At 31.6% G+C, this 20,834-nt stretch carries 22 protein-coding genes; 17 read left to right on the forward strand and 5 right to left on the reverse strand.

The genetic code is table 11. The annotated features are described in order from the left end of the window. The first annotated feature begins 9 nt into the window (after window positions 1–9). From VBY68_RS00050 to VBY68_RS00065, 4 genes are all read left to right on the forward strand, one after another. Window positions 10–933 (forward strand): polyprenyl-phosphate transporter, encoded by a 924-nt coding sequence (locus tag VBY68_RS00050; RefSeq protein ID WP_415268474.1) that lies wholly within the window; start codon window positions 10–12, stop codon window positions 931–933. A 33-nt stretch (window positions 934–966) separates the two neighbouring features. Next, window positions 967–1,974 carry a DUF368 domain-containing protein gene (locus VBY68_RS00055; RefSeq protein WP_415268475.1) on the forward strand — a complete coding sequence of 336 codons (1,008 nt, stop codon included), beginning with the start codon at window positions 967–969 and terminating at the stop codon, window positions 1,972–1,974. Next, window positions 1,955–2,716, forward strand: coding sequence for a shikimate dehydrogenase family protein (locus VBY68_RS00060; protein ID WP_415268476.1), 762 nt, complete (start codon window positions 1,955–1,957; stop codon window positions 2,714–2,716). Before VBY68_RS00055 ends, VBY68_RS00060 begins: the two co-directional genes overlap by 20 nt. 86 nt (window positions 2,717–2,802) lie before the next feature. Beyond that, complete coding sequence (locus tag VBY68_RS00065; protein WP_415268477.1) at window positions 2,803–4,647, forward strand: DUF349 domain-containing protein; 1,845 nt, start codon at window positions 2,803–2,805, stop codon at window positions 4,645–4,647. A gap of 58 nt (window positions 4,648–4,705) precedes the next feature. Here VBY68_RS00065 and VBY68_RS00070 read toward each other — a convergent pair whose 3' ends face one another. Then, complete coding sequence (locus tag VBY68_RS00070) at window positions 4,706–5,113, reverse strand: hypothetical protein (protein WP_415268478.1); 408 nt, start codon at window positions 5,111–5,113, stop codon at window positions 4,706–4,708. Window positions 5,114–5,134: 21 nt separating this feature from the next. Beyond that, the gene (locus VBY68_RS00075) at window positions 5,135–6,805 is read right to left on the reverse strand and encodes a M1 family metallopeptidase (RefSeq protein ID WP_415268479.1); all 1,671 of its coding nucleotides are present in this window, start codon (window positions 6,803–6,805) and stop codon (window positions 5,135–5,137) included. Between the two features lie 91 nt (window positions 6,806–6,896). On the opposite strand from VBY68_RS00075, the gene VBY68_RS00080 reads away from it, so the two are divergent. The 4 genes from VBY68_RS00080 (at window position 6,897) to VBY68_RS00095 (ending at window position 10,606) form a co-directional block, all read left to right on the forward strand. Next, window positions 6,897–7,697 carry an SDR family oxidoreductase gene (locus VBY68_RS00080; RefSeq protein WP_415268480.1) on the forward strand — a complete coding sequence of 267 codons (801 nt, stop codon included), beginning with the start codon at window positions 6,897–6,899 and terminating at the stop codon, window positions 7,695–7,697. A gap of 125 nt (window positions 7,698–7,822) precedes the next feature. Beyond that, window positions 7,823–8,476, forward strand: coding sequence for a fructose-6-phosphate aldolase (gene fsa, locus VBY68_RS00085; RefSeq protein WP_099216550.1), 654 nt, complete (start codon window positions 7,823–7,825; stop codon window positions 8,474–8,476). Window positions 8,477–8,541: 65 nt separating this feature from the next. Then, complete coding sequence (menD, locus tag VBY68_RS00090) at window positions 8,542–10,194, forward strand: 2-succinyl-5-enolpyruvyl-6-hydroxy-3-cyclohexene-1-carboxylic-acid synthase (RefSeq protein ID WP_415268481.1); 1,653 nt, start codon at window positions 8,542–8,544, stop codon at window positions 10,192–10,194. A gap of 1 nt (window position 10,195) precedes the next feature. After that, window positions 10,196–10,606 carry a S1 RNA-binding domain-containing protein gene (locus VBY68_RS00095; protein WP_099216548.1) on the forward strand — a complete coding sequence of 137 codons (411 nt, stop codon included), beginning with the start codon at window positions 10,196–10,198 and terminating at the stop codon, window positions 10,604–10,606. A 1-nt stretch (window position 10,607) separates the two neighbouring features. Here VBY68_RS00095 and VBY68_RS00100 read toward each other — a convergent pair whose 3' ends face one another. After that, the gene (locus tag VBY68_RS00100; protein ID WP_415268482.1) at window positions 10,608–11,840 is read right to left on the reverse strand and encodes an alpha/beta hydrolase-fold protein; all 1,233 of its coding nucleotides are present in this window, start codon (window positions 11,838–11,840) and stop codon (window positions 10,608–10,610) included. Window positions 11,841–11,933: 93 nt separating this feature from the next. Here VBY68_RS00100 and VBY68_RS00105 point away from each other — a divergent pair, with 93 nt between their 5' ends. The 7 genes from VBY68_RS00105 (at window position 11,934) to ftsY (ending at window position 16,775) form a co-directional block, all read left to right on the forward strand. Then, on the forward strand, window positions 11,934–12,773 hold the full coding sequence (locus VBY68_RS00105) for a 1,4-dihydroxy-2-naphthoyl-CoA synthase (protein ID WP_099216546.1): 840 nt from the start codon (window positions 11,934–11,936) through the stop codon (window positions 12,771–12,773). A 104-nt stretch (window positions 12,774–12,877) separates the two neighbouring features. Continuing rightward, on the forward strand, window positions 12,878–13,486 hold the full coding sequence (locus VBY68_RS00110) for a fumarylacetoacetate hydrolase family protein (protein WP_099216545.1): 609 nt from the start codon (window positions 12,878–12,880) through the stop codon (window positions 13,484–13,486). 41 nt (window positions 13,487–13,527) lie between these two features. Beyond that, complete coding sequence (locus VBY68_RS00115; protein WP_121147030.1) at window positions 13,528–14,772, forward strand: competence/damage-inducible protein A; 1,245 nt, start codon at window positions 13,528–13,530, stop codon at window positions 14,770–14,772. Window positions 14,773–14,938: 166 nt separating this feature from the next. Next, entirely contained in the window at window positions 14,939–15,178 is a 240-nt protein-coding gene (gene rpmB / locus VBY68_RS00120; RefSeq protein ID WP_047790661.1) for a 50S ribosomal protein L28, read from the forward strand. 27 nt (window positions 15,179–15,205) lie between these two features. Further along, window positions 15,206–15,388: a 50S ribosomal protein L33 gene (gene rpmG, locus VBY68_RS00125; RefSeq protein ID WP_013070733.1), complete on the forward strand. Its 183-nt coding sequence runs from the start codon at window positions 15,206–15,208 to the stop codon at window positions 15,386–15,388. Window positions 15,389–15,416: 28 nt separating this feature from the next. Continuing rightward, window positions 15,417–15,569, forward strand: a complete 153-nt coding sequence (locus VBY68_RS00130; protein WP_099216543.1) for a DUF4295 domain-containing protein — start codon at window positions 15,417–15,419, stop codon at window positions 15,567–15,569. Window positions 15,570–15,821: 252 nt separating this feature from the next. After that, on the forward strand, window positions 15,822–16,775 hold the full coding sequence (ftsY, locus tag VBY68_RS00135) for a signal recognition particle-docking protein FtsY (protein WP_121147031.1): 954 nt from the start codon (window positions 15,822–15,824) through the stop codon (window positions 16,773–16,775). A gap of 66 nt (window positions 16,776–16,841) precedes the next feature. Here the strand turns inward: ftsY and VBY68_RS00140 are convergent, their stop codons facing one another. Then, window positions 16,842–17,441, reverse strand: coding sequence for a nitroreductase family protein (locus VBY68_RS00140; protein WP_415268483.1), 600 nt, complete (start codon window positions 17,439–17,441; stop codon window positions 16,842–16,844). A gap of 96 nt (window positions 17,442–17,537) precedes the next feature. On the opposite strand from VBY68_RS00140, the gene VBY68_RS00145 reads away from it, so the two are divergent. Together VBY68_RS00145 and VBY68_RS00150 are read left to right on the forward strand one after the other, a co-directional pair. Then, window positions 17,538–17,894: a winged helix-turn-helix transcriptional regulator gene (locus VBY68_RS00145; RefSeq protein ID WP_099216540.1), complete on the forward strand. Its 357-nt coding sequence runs from the start codon at window positions 17,538–17,540 to the stop codon at window positions 17,892–17,894. Window positions 17,895–18,006: 112 nt separating this feature from the next. Next, window positions 18,007–19,653, forward strand: a complete 1,647-nt coding sequence (locus VBY68_RS00150) for an amidase family protein (protein ID WP_415268484.1) — start codon at window positions 18,007–18,009, stop codon at window positions 19,651–19,653. A gap of 45 nt (window positions 19,654–19,698) precedes the next feature. On the opposite strand, the gene VBY68_RS00155 is transcribed toward VBY68_RS00150, so the two are convergent. Beyond that, window positions 19,699–20,802, reverse strand: coding sequence for an SMP-30/gluconolactonase/LRE family protein (locus VBY68_RS00155; RefSeq protein ID WP_415268485.1), 1,104 nt, complete (start codon window positions 20,800–20,802; stop codon window positions 19,699–19,701). Window positions 20,803–20,834 lie beyond the last annotated feature (32 nt).

A 20,834-nucleotide genomic window follows, 5' to 3' on the forward strand; every position in this document is an offset into this window, starting at 1 on the left:
AACTATTTTATGAATAGAACTATTAAGGATTACTTCGTAATCATGTTAAAAGGAATGGCTATGGGGGCTGCTGATGTAGTACCAGGTGTTTCAGGAGGCACTATTGCATTTATTTCAGGAATTTATGAAGAGCTGTTAGGTTCTATTAGTAATGTTAATTTAAAACTACTTAAAACTTTACGAAAAGAAGGTTTTGCATCAGCTTGGAGGCAAATAAATGGTAATTTCTTAGCTTCTCTTTTTGTAGGAATTTTTATTAGTATTGTTTCATTAGCAAAAATGATTTCTTGGTTATTAATACATCACCCAATTTTGGTATGGTCTTTTTTCTTTGGGTTAGTATTAGCAAGTATTATTTATATAGCAAAACAAGTTACTCAATGGAACCTTGTTTCGGGAATTCTATTAATTTTAGGAGCTATATTAGCTTATTATATCACAACTTTAAACCCGTTAGTTTCTGAACATTCCTCAATGTCGTTTATGTTTTTAGCAGGAGCTATAGCCATTTGCGCTATGATTTTACCAGGTATTTCAGGATCCTTTATATTGGTATTATTGGGAGCCTATAAACCAGTTTTAGCAGCTGTAAATAATCGTGATTTTACAACTATCACATTTGTTGGATTAGGAGCAATTATAGGTTTGTTAACGTTTTCAAGAATTTTAAAATACCTGTTCGAAAATTATAAAAACCATACTCTAGTTGTGTTAACAGGATTTATAATAGGTTCACTAAATAAAATTTGGCCTTGGAAAAAAGTTTTGACATATAGAACCAATTCACATGGAGAACAAGTGCCTTTTAATGAGTTGTCTATTTCCCCATTTTCTTACGACGGAAACCCTCAATTAATGTATGCAACAGTGTTGGCTATAATTGGTTTCGGACTTATTTTATTACTAGAAAAATTAGCAGTAAAAAAGCACTAGAAAATAACTAACTTAGCGTTCTAATCAAACCGCATGTATAAAGAGCGCACGCTATCACAAAGAATAAACCTTTTTTTAAAAGGATTAATAATGGGAGGAGCTAATAAAGTACCAGGAGTTTCAGGTGGTATGGTGGCTTTTGTGATGGGGTTTTATGAAGAACTTATTTATACTTTTCAAAGAATTAACGGCAAAGCTTTTAAGCTGTTATTTAACGGGCGTTTTAAAAGTTTCGCTAGTTATACCAACTTACAATTTTTAGTATGGGTAATGGCTGGAAGTATGTTTAGCTACTTCAGTGTGTCTCTTGTTTTAGATTACTTCTTAAGAAATTATCAATTATATGTATGGTCATGGTTCTTTGGAATGATTATAGGCTCTATTTATTATATATCAAAAGATTTCGGAGACTGGAAACCTAAAACTATTTTAGGGTTACTTATTGGAGCTTCAGTTGGAATTTCTATTAGTTTTATGACACCAGCTACAGAAAATGATAATTTGTGGTTTGTGTTTTTGTGTGGAATTATAGGAGTTTCAGGAATGACATTACCAGGGCTTTCAGGCTCATTTATTCTTATATTACTAGGGAACTATGTACTGTTGTTGGTAGATAGTGTAAACGTGTTAGGAAGTGTAATTACAAACCTATTGTCTGGAAACTTTGAAGTTTTAAATAATCAAGTAAAAGTTCGTTACTTAAAGATAATAGGTGTTTTTACAGCAGGGTCAGCCTTTGGACTTGTATCTATTTCACATGTTTTAGGTTATGTATTAAAAAGATGGCATCAAATTGTAACAGCAATTATTATAGGTTTTATAACTGGATCGCTTGGAGTTGTTTGGCCATGGAAAGAAACTATTTATAAAAAACAAGAAGGTATGTTTTTGCTTGATCAAAGCGGAAATAAAATTATAGAAAACTACCAGAGATTTATTCCCAATTTTAACAATCAAGAAACATGGATTTCAATAGGATTCATTATTATTGGAGTTGCATTAATATTAATTATTGATTTTTATGACCAAAAAAGAAAATAAGCATTTATATGCTTTAGTAGGAAAGAATATTTCGTACTCATTTTCTCGTGGATACTTTACCGAAAAGTTTGAAAAACTAGACTTAAAAAATCATGAGTATATCAATTTTGATATTCAATCAATACATGAGCTTCCTCAAAAAATAAAAGAAAATAAAAAACAGTTAAAAGGAATGAATGTAACAATTCCATATAAATTAGATGTTTTTAATTTTTTAGATAGAATAGATAAGAAAGCTTTAAAAGTAGGTGCAGTAAACACTATTAAAATAACTAAAAAAGGAAGATTAAAGGGGTATAATACTGATGTATATGGTTTTAAAAAATCATTAAAACCATTATTAAAAAAACGACATAAAAAAGCCTTGATATTAGGAACAGGAGGAGCGTCAAAAGCAGTAGCTTATGTACTTGAAGGTTTAGGGATAAAGTATAAATATGTTTCTAGAGCCCCTGAAGGAAAAAAGCAAATTTCGTATCAAGATATTGATAAAGAACTTATAGAGTCATATACCGTTATTGTAAATTGTACCCCTTTAGGTACACACCCAAATGTGGAGAATTCTCCTGATATTCCATATGAGTTTTTATCAGGTAAACATTTATTGTATGATTTAATATACAACCCACCAGAAACCACTTTTTTGAGAAAAGGGAGAGAGCAAGGAGCAACTATAAAAAATGGATTAGAGATGTTACAGCTTCAAGCAGAAAAAGCTTGGAAAATATGGAACGATAGCTAAAATTTTAAAAACTAAAATAAAATTTGCTATTCTCTAAGAATCCTTATCTTTATAATCTAAATCAAAGGAACTTAAACATTGTAGATATGTTAGAAAATAACGAAGAGAAAGTAGAAAAACCAATTACAGAAGAGCAAACGAAGACAAATAACGATACTGAAAATGCTGTTAATGAGGTTGAAAATGAAGTAGCCAATGAGTCTGAAAAAGCAGATGAAAAGCATGAAATTCCAATGCTAGACTACGCTTCGATGGAGTTAGAGAAATTGGTTGATGAATTAAAAAAACTGCTAAAAAGTCACCCAATACAACAACTAAAATCAAATGTAGATGCTATTAAAACAGCATTCAATTCAAAGTTTGGAGCTTTATTAGCAAAGAAAAAAGAAGCATTTTTAGCAGATGGAGGAAATTCTATAGACTTCCAGTTTTCTAGCCCAGTAAAAACAGAATATAATAATTTATTAGGTGAGTATAAAGCGAAACGCGATGCTTACTATTCTCAGTTAGAAAAACAACTAAAAGAAAATTTAGAGAGAAGAAATAATTTAATTGAAGAGTTAAAGACTTTGATTAAGGGTGCTGACCCTAAAACGATGTATAACGATTTTCAAGAAATTCAAAATCGTTGGAAGAGTGTAGGAGCAGTGCCAAAAACAAAGTACAATGATACTTGGAGAACATACCATCATCATGTAGAACGTTTTTACGATTTACTACACTTAAATAAAGATTTTAGAGAGTTAGACTTCAAACATAATTTAGAAGAAAAACTGCGATTAATAGAAAGAGCAGAAGCTTTAAGTGATGTAGAAGATGTTAATGTGGCTTTTAAAGAGTTACAAGAATTGCATCGTATGTGGAAGGAAGATATAGGACCTGTATCAAGAGAACATAGAGAAGATGTTTGGGGTAGGTTTAGTGAAGCAACTAAGAAAATTCACGATAGACGCCATCAACACTACAGAGAGTTAAAGTCAAAACATCAAGAAATGATTGATGCTAAATTGGCTATAGCTGCAGAAATCAATGCGTACGACACATCAAACAATAAAACACACAACGACTGGCAAAAAAGTATCGCAGAAATAGAAAAGTTACGCAAAAAATACTTTGACATAGGTAAGTTACCTTACAGTAAAAGTGAGGCTGTATGGCAAGAGTTTAAAACAGCTACAAAAAAGTTTAACTCTGCAAAAAATGCTTTTTATAAGCAAGAAAAAAGTGCTCAAAACGAGAACTTAAAAAAGAAAATGGAATTGGTAGAGCTTGCTGAAAGCTTAAAAGATAGCGAAGACTGGAGCGAAACTACCAATACAATGAAACGCATTCAATCTGATTGGAAAAAAATAGGGCATGTGCCTAGAAAATTTTCTGACGATATTTGGAAGCGATTTAAGAATGCTTGTAATCATTATTTCGACAGGTTACACGCACGTAAAAATGAAGAGAATAAAGAGCAGTTAGCTGTAGTAGAAGCTAAAAAAGAATTTATAGAGCAAATTAAAACTGCTGAAATATCTACAGAAGAAGATGTAGAAAAAACATTGGCAGATTGGAGAGCATTAGGAGCTTTACCAAGAAATGCACGTTACTTAGACGAAAAATTCAATAAAGCAATGGATGCACATCTAGATAAATTAGACATGGGCAGAATTGATATTGAAATGATGAAGTTTAAAGGTGTTGTTGATACTTATTTAGCGCAAGAAGATTACAGAAAATTAGATAGTGAACAGTTCTTTATTAGAAAGAAAATAGATGAAACTGTACGCGAAATGCAACAGTTAGAAAACAACTTAAGCTTTATTTCAAACGCTACAGAAGATAACCCTTTAGTACAAAATGTTCGTAAGGGAATTCAAGACTTTAAAGACCAATTAGATCTTTGGCAAGAAAAACTAGACTACTTAAAAAGATTAGATTACTAAGATAATTTAGCAATCATAAAAAAAACTCGAATCTTAAATGGTTCGAGTTTTTTTATGTTTAGTTTTTAGCAAGTTGTTTGGCTATCATGAACTCAAAACTCAATAGAATAAGGATAATCAAGGTTTTAGCTAGAATATAAATCCACCCTAAATAAGTAATAGTTTTTAAATGATAGAGAGTAACTCCAACAGAAAAACAGCAATATAGTAGGTTTGCAATTGCGATTCCTTCTAAAAAAGACTTAAGATTATTGTGCTTTTTTCGATAACAGTAAAAATCATAGATAGCAAAGAGCAAAGGAAAAACCGCTAGAAAATAAAGAGTAGAAGGAGGGATTCCTATGATACTTTCAAATTTTACTAATACAATACCCAATAAAAAAGCAGATAAAACTGCTCCTAATCCATCAATTAAGAACAGCTTTTTAGGATTAAGTGTAAAACTTTTTAATAACCGCTTAATCATAAAAATGATAGAATGAAGTTTTTAAACGGATTTAGAATTTACATAATAATTTTTGTCAACTTCAATAGAGTTTCCTTTAATAGTTTTTGTTTGCCAATTCTCGTTAGGATTTAGTAATTCAACTTTTTCATCAATAATTACCTTTACAGGCATACTAAAACCTTTAACAACATTATTCCAGCGATATTTTAAGGTATTGTTTTTAATTGTATACTCTAACTCAGGAATCTTCACCGTACGTAAATATTGATCGAATACTTTACTTAAATCAATTCTAGATTTATCAATCATGTATTGTTCAATTTCTTTAGTAGTTACTGTTTTATGGTAAAAATCAGCATTCAAACCACGTAAAATTTGACGCCACTTTTCATCATCATTTACCAATTGACGAATGGTATGTAACATATTTGCTCCCTTATAATACATATCACCTGAACCTTCATTGTTTACGTTATAATGACCAATAATTGGTTTATCATTTTGAATAGAACTTCGTGTTCCAATAACATATTCAGCAGACGCTTCTTTTCCGTAATAATAATCTAAGAACAAGTTTTCTGAATAAGCAGTAAAACTCTCATGAACCCACATATCGGCGATGTCTTTATCTGTTATATTATTTGCAAACCATTCATGACCAGATTCGTGAATAATAATGAAATCAAATTTTAAGCCCCAGCCAGTTCCAGATAAATCTCTACCTAAATATCCATTTTTATATTGATTTCCGTAAGTAACTGAACTTTGATGTTCCATTCCTAAATACGGAACTTCTACTAGTTTAAAACCATCTTCATAAAAGGGATATTTACCAAACCAATGTTCAAAAGCTTTCATCATCTTAGGAGCATCTTTAAACTGCTTTTTGGCTTTTTTAAGATTGTCACGTAACACATAATAATTCATGTCTAACTCTCCATCTTCACCTTGGTATTTCTCAGAAAAATGCACATAATCCCCAATATTTACATTTACTCCGTAGTTGTTAATCGGATTGTCAACAAACCAATGGTAGGTGGTTGTGTTATCATTGTGTTGTTCAATATTACGTAAACGTCCATTAGAAACATCCATTAAGTTTTTAGGTACACGAACACTAATCGCCATACTATCTACTTCATCATACATATGGTCTTTATTTGGCCACCAAACACTTGCGCCTAATCCTTGACATGAAGTAGCAACAAAATGATTTCCATTACTATCTTTTTTCCAAGAAAAACCACCATCCCAAGGAGCTCTAATCGCTTCTTTAGGATTTCCTTCGTAATACACATCAACAGAATTTATAGCTCCTTCTTTTTGCGGAGATTTCAGTTGAATAAAATGTGCATTACCTTCAGAAACAACTTTTAGCTCTTCATTATTTTGAATCGCTTTGGTAATTTTTAAAGGAGGTTGCAAGTCTATTTGTAAAACTTGATGAGGTTTTAAAACTTTATATTGTACAGTGTTTTTTCCTTTAATAAATTTTTTATCAGGATTCACAGCTACATTAAGGTGGTAATATGTTAAGTCCCACCACGATCTTTCTGGAGTAATAGAACCACGCAAAGAATCTTGGCGTGTAAATGTTTCACTTTTAGAAAATAATGATGTGCTTTTTTGAGCAGTAGAAGAAGAACATCCAGCAATTAATATCGCCAAAGATGTCATAAAAACTGATAAAGAAAATGTTTTTTTATGCATAGTGTTTGTTCTTGATGGATAAAACGCTAAGATAAGTTTTAAAGTTTTTTTATTGGAGGCAACTTTAAGATATTTGCTTAAAATTACAAGAATGTCAAAAATAGTTTTCATAACAGGAGCTTCTTCAGGAATAGGAAAATCAATTGCTACTTATTTACATGATAGAGGATTTAAAGTTTACGGAACAAGTAGAAATCCTCAAAAAGTAAATGCTCCGTTTCAAATGGTAGCATTAGATGTAACTAATCAAGAATTGATAAAGAAAGCTGTAGAAGAAGTAATTACTGCTGAAGGAAAGATTGATGTGTTAATAAACAATGCAGGAAAAGGAATTACAGGCCCTATTGAAGATACTCCAACAGAAGAAATAAAAGATAATTTTAATACAAACTTCTTTGGAGTAATTGATGTAGTTAAAGAAGTATTACCTTATATGCGAAGGCAACAATCAGGAACGATTATTAATACAACATCAATCGCAGGGTACATGGGTTTACCTTTTAGAGGGATTTATTCTGCAAGTAAAGGAGCGTTAGAATTAGTAACAGAAGCGTTGAGTATGGAGGTAAAAAGCTTCGGAATTAAGGTTGTAAACGTAGCTCCAGGAGATTTTGCCACGAATATTGCTGCGGGAAGATACCATACACCTGTTTTTGAAAATTCTGCTTACAAAGAAAAATATGCTGAAAATTTAGCTTTAATGGATGCTCATGTTGATTCGGGAGCAGACCCAATACTTATGGCAGAAGCAATTTATAAAATCATTGAAAATAAGAATCCTAAAATTCACTATAAAGTTGGTGGATTTATGGAGAAATTTTCAATTGTATTAAAAAGAATCTTACCTGATAAAGTTTATGAAAAATTACTAATGAATCATTATAAATTGTAAATTCGCAGAAGATTAATAATTAAAGAAAATTACGGCATAAAATATTGTTTTATGCGTTGTTTTAAAGAGAGTTGTACTCTCGTAGAATTCAAAAATTAGAACACAACTACATAATAAATATACAGATGAAATTTTTTATTGATACAGCTAACTTAGATCAAATTAGAGAAGCACAGGCTTTAGGTATTTTAGATGGGGTAACAACAAACCCGTCATTAATGGCTAAAGAAGGTATAACAGGAGAAGATAACATTATCAACCACTACAAAGCAATTTGCGAAATAGTAGAAGGAGATGTTTCTGCTGAGGTAATCTCTACTAATTTTGACGGAATGGTGAAGGAAGGAGAAGCGTTAGCTGCTTTAAACCCTCAAATCGTAGTAAAATTACCTATGATTAAAGATGGTATTAAAGCATGTAAATATTTTTCTGATAAAGGAATAAAAACCAATGTAACTCTGGTATTTTCAGCAGGTCAAGCATTATTGGCAGCAAAAGCAGGAGCAACATATGTGTCTCCGTTTATTGGTCGTTTAGATGATATTTCTACAGATGGTTTAAACCTAATCGCTGAAATTCGCCAAATTTTTGATAACTATGCTTTTGAAACAGAAATTTTAGCAGCTTCTGTGCGTCACACAATGCATATTATTGATTGTGCTAAGATTGGTGCTGATGTTATGACTGGACCTTTAAGTGCAATTGAAGGATTATTAAAGCACCCATTAACAGATATTGGTTTAGCTAAATTTTTAGCAGATTATAAAAAAGGAAACTAACCAACAAAGTAGGTTTTAGTATTTTGTTATTCCCGCGAAAGCGGGAATCTCATTTTTAAAAAGATATGTACCCAAAAAAAGAACTCGCACAATTAGTAGTTTCAGCATGTAATCAATTTAATATTGATACTGTTGTAATTTCACCAGGCTCTCGTAATGCACCGCTTACTGTTGGATTTTCAAATCATCCAGGAATAGAAGCACTAAGTGTAGTAGATGAGCGTTGTGCAGCCTTTTTTGCAATGGGAATAGCACAACAAAAGCAACAACCTGTAGCTATTGTATGTTCTTCAGGATCAGCTTTGTTGAATTATTATCCTGCAATAGCAGAAGCTTTTTATAGCAATATTCCATTAGTTGTAATTTCAGCAGATAGACCTAAGCATTTAATTGATATTGGTGACGGACAAACTATTCGTCAAGAAAATGTGTTTGAAAACCATATTTTGTTTTCGGCTAATTTGATTGAAGAAGAAAGTCAGTTAAAAAATAATATCAGTTTATTAATTGAAGCATTACAAACTTCAATCACTCAAAATGGACCAGTTCATATCAATGTTCCGTTTGATGAGCCTTTATATGAAACAGTAGAAGAACTAACATCTTTTGATTTTTCAAGTGTTATTGCGAGTAAAAAGAAGCAGTTTGTTGATTTAAACAAGTTAACTTCTATTTGGAATACTTCAACTAAAAAAATGATTTTGGTAGGAAGTAGCTTTCCAGATACTGAACTTCAAAAAATATTGAATGTGTATGCGGAAGATACCTCTGTTTTAGTGTTTACAGAAACAACATCAAACGTATACCATCCAAAATTTATTAATAGTATTGATAAATTAATATCTAAGTTAACTGAAGACGAGTATAAAGAACTACAACCTGAAGTATTAGTTACTTTAGGAGGAATGGTAATATCAAAAAGAATAAAACAATTCTTACGAAAGTTACAGCCAAAACATCATTGGCATGTTGATGAGTTAAAGGCAATGGATACTTATCATTGTTTGTCTGAGTTTATACAAATAAAACCAGTTGCATTTTTAACAGAACTCTCACAGGAAAAGAAAAATGTAGATAGTGATTATCAAACAAGATGGCTGGAAGAGAAAAAACATAGAGCTATTAAGCATGAAGAATATTTGAAAAGTTGTGAATATTCGGATTTAAAATCTTTTGAGGTTATTTTAAATAATATTCCTGATAATTCACAAGTACAAATTAGTAATAGTTCTATAATCAGGTACTCGCAATTGTTTGATGTAAACTCTACGCTGCAAGTATTTTGCAACAGAGGAACAAGTGGAATTGATGGAAGCACAAGTACAGCTGTAGGAGCAGCATTTGCTTCAAAAAATCAAACAGTATTTATAACAGGAGATTTAAGTTTCTTTTACGATAGCAACGCATTGTGGAATACCAATATACCGAAGAATTTTAGAATTATTATTTTAAACAATGCAGGAGGTGGAATTTTTAGGTACATACCAGGTCCATTAACAACAAATGCTACGAAGTATTTTGAGACACCACATGGTTTAAACGCTGAATATTTGTCAAAAATGTATGGTTTTGAATATGTTCAAGTAAAAGATTTAAAGAGCTTGCAAACAAGTTTGACTTCGTTTTATTCAGAATCGAATCAACCAAAAATAATGGAGGTTTTTACCCCAAAAGAAATAAATGATGTAGTTTTAAAAAACTATTTTAAAAACTTATAAGATGGAATTAAAAGAAGGTGATAAGGTAGATTTAGTAATTGGTGTTCAAACCGCTTTAGGTTACACCGTTTTGATTAATGAAGCTTATGAAGGTTTGCTATATAACAATGAAGTTTTTAGTGATGTAGAAGAAGGGATGCGAACAGTAGGGTATATTAAAAAGATACGTGAAGATGAGAAAATTGATGTATCACTGCGTCCTCAAGGATTTAAAAATGTAATTGATTCAGATATAGATAAAATACTTAAAAAGTTAGAAGAAAAAGGCTTTTTGTTATTAACAGATAAAAGCTCTCCTGAATCAATTAAATTTCACTTACAAATGAGTAAAAAAGCATTCAAGAGAGCTATTGGCAGCTTGTATAAGAGTAAAAAAATAGAATTACAAGAAGACAGAATAGTGTTAAAATAACCTATTCTTGTCCTTCCTTCTCTTCAATAATTTCCTCGTCATTATTTTTAATTTCTTCTTTCTTTTTACTTCCCATTAAATCGTTTACACGTTTAATATTTTCGTAAAAAGCATTAGCATTAGGGTCAGAAGGATCCATTTTACCATAAGCAGCTTTGTAATAAAAATCAGCTTTTTCATAGTCTTTTCCTAACTCGTAATACTTACCTATGTAAAAATCACCCATGTGAGAATCAGGATACTTTATCATTACAAAATCACCTAAAACTCTAAGGTAATCACCATCTTGTCTGTCAATTACAATATCTTCAATAACAAAAATATCATCCAAACGAACATTTAAGTTAGAACCGTATAAATATTGAATATCTAAATATTTTTTCTCTACGTATTTAATAGCGTCTAAAGGAGCTAAATCTTTAACATTAGTTTCATATTCCTCTTTAGTAATCTTAGAATATAAACTAAACATTTGTGTAAAAGCTCTAGGAATGGTTTCTCCAATCATAGCTAAATAGCTAGGAGAAGAATCAAACTCATCAAAAATAACATTAAAGTTTTTAGCTTCATATGATGTTAACAAAGTTCTAATATCACTAAATCGATTATATTGTTTAGTATCAATATACTTTTTATTATTACTAGTGTACAAAAAGTAAGTGTTGTCTATAGAACCTAATCTGTTAAGAGAGTACGACTCCATTATTGCAGGAGCAAACTGAGGAAAATCAGGTGTAATACAGATATAAGAATTAAAAACAGGCTTTTCATCTTTTAAATAATGAGTGATAAAATTAGCAGCCTTTCCTTCACCAACAATTGTCATAAAAGGAGAAGTTCTAAAATTCCCTTCCATAAAAGGAATCAATTCATGTTTAATAAAATTAAAAAAATGTACACCAGTACTTGTTAAGGAATTATTAGAAGGTATAATAGAAATATCTTTTCCATAAGTACTCTTCATATCAACTCCTACCACAATTTGTCTTGGCGCTTTATCAACATTAGCATAAAGCTTAGCATTTCCCACATATAAATCAAAAAGGTACTCATCACCTAAAACAATAGCAAGAGGGTAGTTAGTAGTTTCGTCTACATCATATCCTTTAGGAAGGTAGATTTTTATGTTTCTATCTTTTCCTAACTCTTTCGAATTGACTTTTTGAGTAACAATTTTTTGAGAAAAAAGACTAGTACTAATTAATAAGGTAAATAATAAATATACTTGTTTCATATTGGGGTAAATTATATCGTTCAAATATAGAAAAGAAAAATAAAGTTATTATGTTATTTTTGTACAACTAAATAACGACAATATTTTAAAATTATGATACAACCAGACTGGAAAGTTGCCAAAGAGTACGAAGATATTACCTATAAAAAGTCACACAACGTTGCAAGAATAGCATTTAACAGACCAAATGTACGTAATGCGTTTCGACCAAAAACTACTTCAGAGTTATTAGATGCATTTCATGACGCACATGAAGATACTAATATTGGAGTTGTATTATTATCTGCTGAAGGACCATCAACTAAAGATGGAGTTTGGAGTTTCTGTTCTGGAGGAGATCAAAATGCACGTGGACATCAAGGATATGTTGGAGATGATGGTTACCACCGTTTGAATATTTTAGAAGTACAACGTTTAATACGTTTTATGCCAAAAGCAGTAATTTGTGTTGTTCCAGGTTGGGCAGTAGGTGGAGGACACAGTTTACATGTAACTTGTGATTTAACCTTGGCGAGTAAAGAACATGCTATTTTTAAACAAACTGATGCAGATGTAACTTCGTTCGATGCAGGATATGGTTCTGCTTATTTAGCTAAAATGGTAGGACAAAAGAAGGCTCGTGAAATCTTTTTCTTAGGAAGAAATTACACAGCACAAGAAGCTTATGAAATGGGGATGGTAAATGCAGTAATTCCTCATGACGAGTTAGAGCAAACAGCTTTTGATTGGGCACAAGAAATCTTAGCAAAATCACCAACCTCTATTAAAATGTTAAAGTTCGCAATGAATTTAACGGACGACGGAATGGTAGGACAACAAGTATTTGCAGGAGAAGTAACTCGTTTAGCATATATGACAGATGAAGCTAAAGAAGGACGTGATGCGTTTTTAGAAAAACGTAAGCCAAATTTCCCTAAAACTTGGATACCTTAAAATCAGTTATCAGTTATCAGTTATCAGTTATCAGTTATCAGTTGTGGATTGTCATTTCGAACGAATGTGAGAAATCTCTAAGTTAAACGTAAAACAAATCAACATTGAAAATAATTTGCATAGGGCGTAATTACGCAAAACATATAGAAGAATTAGCAAATGAAAGACCAGAAAACCCAGTGGTTTTCTTAAAGCCAGATTCGGCTATTCTTCCTAAGAAAATGCCATTTTTCATTCCACCATTTTCAAATGATATTCATTATGAGGTAGAAGTATTGGTAAAAATAAACAAAGTAGGAAAACATATTTCTCCAAAATTTGCACACAAGTATTACGACACTGTTGGATTAGGGATTGATTTTACAGCTCGTGATGTGCAAGCACAATGTAAAGAAAAAGGATTGCCTTGGGAAAAAGCAAAAGCTTTTGATGGTAGTGCTATTGTAGGAGAGTTTTTTCCAAAAGAAGATTTTGACTTAGAAAACTTATCTTTTCAATTACAGAAGAACGATGAGGTTGTGCAAGATGGAAATACATCTAGTATGTTGTGGAAAATTGATGAATTGATTAGTTATGTGTCACAATATTTTACCTTAAAAAAAGGAGATATCATTTTTACAGGAACTCCTGCAGGAGTTGGGAAAGTAGCAGAAAATGATATTTTAACAGGAACTATTGAAGGGAAACAAGCTTTTCAAATAAAAGTAAAATAAAATATATCCCGCTTCGGCGGGATTCTTTTTTAGATATATAAATGAATGCAGAAATCATTACGATAGGAGATGAAATCCTTATCGGACAAATTGTAGATACCAATTCTCAATGGATTGGTCAAGAACTTAATAAAATTGGAATTTCGGTTTATCAAATCTCCTCAATTCAGGATGAAAAACAACACATATTAAATGCGCTAAAAGAAGCAGAAAGTAGAGCAGATATTGTGATAATAACTGGAGGATTAGGTCCTACCAGAGACGATATCACAAAAAAAACAATTGCTGAATATTTTCAAGATAATAAGATTGTTGAATATCCAGAGGTGGTCGATAATATTAAAAATTTATTCAAAAAAGTTAATCACCCGTTCAACGAAATTCAGAAGTACCAAGCACAGCTTCCATCAAAAGCAACATTATTAATGAATCGTTTAGGAACAGCACCTGGAATGTGGTTTTATGAAAACAATACGGTTTTTGTATCACTTCCAGGAGTTCCTTATGAAATGAAAGGGTTAATGAAGTATAGTGTACTGCCTAAGTTGCAGTCTACTTTTAAATTACCATTTATTTCACATAGAACAATTATGACTGTTGGTACAGGTGAAACAATTATTGCTGAAAGAATTTCTGATTGGGAAGATAGTTTACCAGATTTTATAAAATTAGCATATTTACCATCTTACGGAAGTGTTCGTTTACGATTATCAGCTAAAGGAAATGATGAAGATTTGTTAACGAAAGAGATGGAGAAGCAAGTTGCTGCACTATATGAATTAATTCCTGAGATAATTGTAGGTGATGATAATGAAACCTCATTAGAAAAAGAGGTAGGAAAACTGTTAAAAAAATATGGTAAAACTGTAGCTACTGCAGAAAGTTTAACAGGAGGAAAGATAGCATCAACTATTGTTTCCGTTTCAGGGGCGTCATCCTATTTTATGGGTGGATTTGTTACTTATACAGCTGCGTTAAAACAACAACTACTTGGGGTTTCTAAAGAAACAATAGATAAGTTTACCGTTGTAAGTAAAGAGGTAGCAAAGGAAATGGCGAAAGGATGTTTAGAAAAATTACAAACAGATTTTGCTATTGCTGTAACTGGAAATGCAGGCCCAACAACCGATCATAATGACAAAAGTGTAGGTTTGGTGTATATTGGTATAGCAACGCAAAGTGGAGTGGAAGTTCACGAGTTTAATTTCGGGCAACCGAGAGAAAAGGTTATTAATAGAACGGTAACCAAATCTTTAGAACTACTACAGGCTGCCATATTAAAATAAATTAGTATTTTTGCCGCCGTTACGCTTCCAAATAGGTTAGATGCTGAACCTAGTTTTGAAAAGATTAAAATTAATTAAAAATTTAATCGAGAATATTTTTGTGCAGTAAATTAAAATGCATAAATTTGCACCTCGTTTAGAAATAACACTAAAAACTGTCAAGAAGATGTCTAGAGTTTGTGAATTAACAGGAAAAAAAGCGATGGTAGGTAATAATGTATCTCACGCTTTAAATAGAACTAAAAGAAGATTTAACGCTAATTTAATGACTAAGCGTTTCTATATTCCAGAAGAAGATAAATGGGTAACTTTAAAAGTATCTGCTTCTGCATTAAAAAATATTAATAAAAAAGGAATCTCTGCGGTTATTAAAGAAGCTAGAGAAAAAGGTTTCTTAACTAAATAATTCCTTACTAGATAAAATTTTAGAGAGATGGCAAAAAAAGGAAACAGAGTTCAAGTAATTTTAGAGTGTACTGAGCATAAAGCTTCTGGTCAACCAGGAACTTCTCGTTATATTACAACAAAGAACAAAAAGAATACTCCTGATAGAATGGAATTAAAGAAATTTAATCCAATCTTAAAGAAGATGACAGTTCATAAAGAAATTAAATAATAAGCTACGGCGTAAACTTTAATATAAAATGGCAAAGAAATCAGTAGCATCGTTACAAACAGGTTCGAAAAGATTAACCAAAGCTATCAAAATGGTAAAGTCTCCTAAATCTGGAGCTTACACATTTGTTGAAGCTATTATGGATCCATCACAAGTAAGTGACTTTTTAGCAAAAAAGTAATTCTTGTATACAGTTTAAAGAAAAGCTACTTTCATTAGAGAGTAGCTTTTTTTATATTTACACGTTGGTATTAACAACATAAGTATAAGTTGGGCGTTACCCTAGCGGGTCGGGCTTTCGGCAGTCGCTTCCCGAAGCATCGGGAGAGCTTCAACAAATGCCTCAATCCCTAACGCAAGAGTAATGACAATTTGACCGTATTAATAAAACGGTATAGTTTTTAACCTATGTAAGCGATTATAAAATTTAAGAATGAGTTTTTTTAAGAAAATCTTCTCGAAAGAGAAAAAGGAAACCTTAGATAAGGGGTTAGAAAAAACCAAAACAAGTTTTTTCTCTAAATTATCAAAAGCAGTTGCAGGAAAAGCAAAGGTTGATGATGATGTATTAGATAATTTAGAAGAAGTATTGGTATCGTCTGATGTAGGAGTTGAAACAACTTTAAAAATTATTGATAGAATAGAAGAACGTGTATCTAGAGATAAGTATTTAGGAACTGAAGAATTAAACCAAATCTTACGTGAAGAAATAGCAGGTTTATTATCAGAAACCAATACAGGAGATGAAACAGAGTTTACTATTCCAGCTAATAAAAAGCCATATGTTTTAATGGTTGTAGGAGTAAATGGAGTAGGAAAAACAACTACAATTGGTAAGTTAGCTTCACAATTTAAAAAGAAAGGTTTAAAAGTGGTTTTAGGAGCAGCTGATACGTTTAGAGCAGCAGCAATAGACCAGTTACAAGTTTGGGCAGATAGAACAGATGTACCAATTGTACGTCAAGAAATGGGCTCAGACCCAGCCTCTGTAGCTTTTGATACCGTACAGTCAGGAGTTAACCAAGATGCTGATGTAATCATTATTGACACAGCAGGACGTTTACATAACAAAGTAAACCTAATGAATGAGTTAACAAAAATAAAGCGTGTAATGCAAAAAGTAATACCAGATGCACCACACGATGTATTGTTAGTGTTAGATGGTTCAACAGGGCAAAATGCTTTTGAACAAGCAAAACAATTTACTAAAGCAACAGAAGTTACTTCATTGGCAGTAACAAAATTAGACGGAACAGCAAAAGGAGGAGTGGTAATTGGTATTTCAGATCAATTCCAAATTCCAGTTAAATATATCGGAGTAGGAGAAGGTATTGATGATTTACAAGTGTTTAATAAACACGAATTTGTAGATTCTTTCTTTAAGTAATATTATTCCCGAAAAGACAGAAAACAATCATAAAAAAAACTCCCAATTTGGGAGTTTTTTTATTTTTTAAATTGTCTCAATAACCTTATCAAGAGCTAATCTCGATTTAGGTTTTCTATCAGGTTGGTTAGAGTCCTCTTCATCTCTATAACCTATAGCTACAGCAACAAGAGTGTTATAACCTTCGTTATTCAAAATTTTGTCATAATTTTCAGGTTCAATACCTTCCATTGGAGTAGCATCAATTCCCATTTCAGCACAAGCACTTAAAAAGACTCCTAAAGCTAAATATACCTGCTTATCAAACCAAGCTTTAATCTCTTCCTCAGGTTTTGGTTTTATAAACTCTTTATAATAGTTTACAGCTCCTTCTGGTAGTTCTTTCTCAATTTGTTTTTCAAATAAAGTTATGTCATTAATTCTGTTAAACACAACAACAGTGTCGCTCTCAAGAACCTTATTAGTGTTTAGCCAAGATACCTCTGAAAGTTGTTGTTTAGTATCAGCATCAGAAACAAAAATAAATTTCCAAGGTTGACTATTTATTGATGAAGGACTTAGCTGTAAAACTTGTTGCAACTCTTTAATTTTTTCGGATTCAATTTTTTTTGAAGCATTGTATTTTTTGGTAGTGTAACGTTGCTGCATTAATGTTATAAAGCTCATATTCTATTTTTTTAATTAAACTATAAAAATTATAGTAGCAAAAGTAATTATAGTATTTTATCTTTGCAATAACGGTCAAAAAGGATAGTATAAGTTATGGAGGTACAAACATCTAAAACACTTAAATTTAAAGGAAAAGAGTTTCCTTGTTGCACAAGTCTTACCATGGGGGTTATTGGAGGAAAATGGAAAACTGTCATTCTTTTTCATTTAATAAAAGGAACACTCCGTTATAGTGAGTTAAGAAAAGAAATTCCAATGGTTACAGAACGAACACTAAGCTTGCAGTTAAAGTCGTTGGAAGAGGATGGAGTAATTAAAAGAAAGGTGTATACATCAAAACCTCCTTTAAAAGTTGAATATTCTTTAACTGATTTAGGAAAAACATTGATTCCAGTAGTGCAGTCTATTGCAGATTGGGGAGACTTTGTAGTAAACAACTACTCCAAGTAAAAGTTAGTAAACCGCAAGTTATTTGAATTCATATAAGAGAAAGCTTCTTTTTAAAGTAAAAGAAACTTTTCGTTTTTTTATAATTACATTTGATAATCAAATACTTGACTCCATGAGAAAAATACTACTATTACTATTAATCACTTTATTTATTAATTCATGCAAGCAAACACCCAGTAAATTGTACTTTAAAAAGTATGATGGATCTTCAGAAATAGAAGCACAGCAAAAGCATGAAAAGAAGAGAATGCAGTTTAAGCTATTACAGTCTCATTTTTTAGATTTAAATAAAGAATTCAAACCTTTTGAAAAGGAGCTATCAAAATTTTCAGAAGAAGAATATCAACAACTAAAACCATTAATTTTAGAAAAAGATATTCCAACTATTCAAAAAAGCATAACAAATAAAAAACTCACCTACGAAAAACTAACATTATTCTATTTATATAGAATTCGAAAATATGAAAGTGATAGCACAAAGTATTTGAATGCAATTATATCACTAAACCCAAAGGTTTTAGAAGAAGCGAGAGCAAAAGATAAAGAAGCTAATGAGGTTAATGAATATTCGCTTAGTGGAATTCCTATTTTAATAAAAGATAATATTGATGCAGAAGGAATGATAACTACAGCAGGAGCAGTAGCCTTACAAAACAATTTAACCGATAACGATGCTTTTATTGTCAAAAAACTAAAAGAAGCAGGAGCGTTGATTTTAGGAAAAGTAAACTTAAGTGAATGGGCATATTTCTTTTGTGAAGATTGCCCGTTAGGTTATAGCGCTACAGGGGGACAGACCTTAAACCCTTATGGAAGAAAAATTTTTGAAACAGGAGGCTCTAGCTCAGGAAGTGGAGTTTCTGTAGCAGCTAACTATGCAGTAGCTGCTGTAGGTACAGAAACAGCAGGGTCTATAACTTCACCATCAAGCCAAAACTCAGTAGTTGGGTTAAAACCAACAATTGGTGTTTTAAGTCGCTCAGGAATTGTTCCGATTTCAAGTACGTTAGATACATCAGGGCCGATGACTAAAAGCATAGTAGATAATGTTATTTTATTTGAAGCAATGCTTGGGAAAGATAACGAAGATGCTGCTTCTTTAGAAATAGAAGATTTTAATCCTAAAGAATTACTTAATGAAAGTTACACAATTAAAGGAAAAAGAATAGGAGTACTAAAACCTATATTAACAGATTCTATTTATAAAACAAGTGTAGAAAAGTTACAAGAAGCTGGTGCAGAAATTATAGAGATAACTCCACCAGAAATTTCATTTGATGGATTTATTACGCTGTTAAATATAGATATGAAATATGATTTACCTAAATACCTATCTACTTATGCAAACAAAGAGCTAACAGTAAAAGGTATAGAAGATGTAGTTGCATACAACAAAAAAGATTCTATTAAAAGAGCTCCTTACGGACAACAGCTATTTGAAGGAATATTAAAAGACACAACAACTTTAGCACAGTTAAAAGTCGTAAAAGATAGTTTGAGTTTTAACGGAAAGAAGTTTTTACAAGATTTAAAAACTCAAAATTTAGATGTTATTCTATCCATTAATAATTATCATTCTGGTATTGCAGCAGTAGCGAAGTACCCAACATTAACAGTTCCTATGGGATATAAAAACTCTGGAGAACCTGTTAGTTTAACGTTTATAGGGAAACCTTTTACTGAAAAAGAATTATTGCAGCTAGGGCATACATTTGAACAACTAACAAAAGTAAGAAAGACTCCTGTTAATTATCATTAATAGGACTACATATAAAATAAAACTCCCAATTTGGGAGTTTTTATTTTAATCTTCTAATTTGTATTTTCCAATATGACCAGACACATCTCCGCCGAGATAAAGATATCCATTATGCTCTTCAACAGAACTAGCTTCTGACACAACTTTACCAGTCGTGTCATAATAAGTTTTTAAAATCTCTCCATCAGCACTCAAATGCATAATCATTCCATAGCGAGCTACTTTAGGTTGTAAAAATAGAGGAAGACCATAAACTAACTTTTTTACAAGAGGTTTAGAATGTATTTCATCTAAAGAAGGATCTCTTTTAGTTGAGAAACCAAGCCAAAAGCTACCATCGGTTCTTCTAGAGATTCCATTAGGAAAACCAGGTAGGTTGTCTAGAAAAACATCTGTTGTTCCTTTATTACTACCTTTTAACCTGTATCTAAGGATTCTGTATTTAGCTAAATCCACCATTAATACAAAATCATCATTTTGAGAAACCGCAACACCGTTTCCAAAATAAGTGCCATCTATGAGTGTTTTTACTTCTTTAGTTTTAGGATTGTAACTATAAAGACCTCCATCGGGTTTCGCTTCCATTAATAGTTTCCAAATATGTGTTCTGCTAAAAGGAATTTTAGAAGAAGTATTGGTAAAATAAATAGTTCCATCAGAGGCAATATCTACATCGTTGGGAATAAGAAATTTATTTCCGCGCTCATCTTCACTTGCTAAAATTGTGATTTTTCCATTTTTGTCAACACTTATTAAGCCTCTTTCTAAATCGCAAGCAATTAGGTTTTGATTGCTGTCAAAATGTAGACCAGCAACCCAAGATTCTGTATTACAAAACACAGAGACTTTGCCTGAGGTGTCAATTTTTAAAATTCTACCGTCTGAAAAATCTGTTTCAGAAATATGTACTCCACAATATATGTTTCCTTGTTTGTCTACGGCAATATCCTCAGGGCCATACCAACCGTCTAAATTGATGTGTTGGGTTGAGCTTAAGAGTTCATTTTCAAGAAGCGCGCCTACTAACTTAGGAGGTGTGGGAGGAGACCAAGCTTCTGGATTAATTGAACACGATTTAAAAGTAACACTGGTTATAAAAATGAGTAAGATTAATAATGTAGCGTATTTTAATAATGATGCAATTTTCATTGTATTTGTTTTTATAATTTATAAAGACAAAG

This window comes from Tenacibaculum ascidiaceicola, from assembly GCF_047470925.1.
In the GTDB taxonomy this organism is placed as follows: domain Bacteria; phylum Bacteroidota; class Bacteroidia; order Flavobacteriales; family Flavobacteriaceae; genus Polaribacter; species Polaribacter discolor.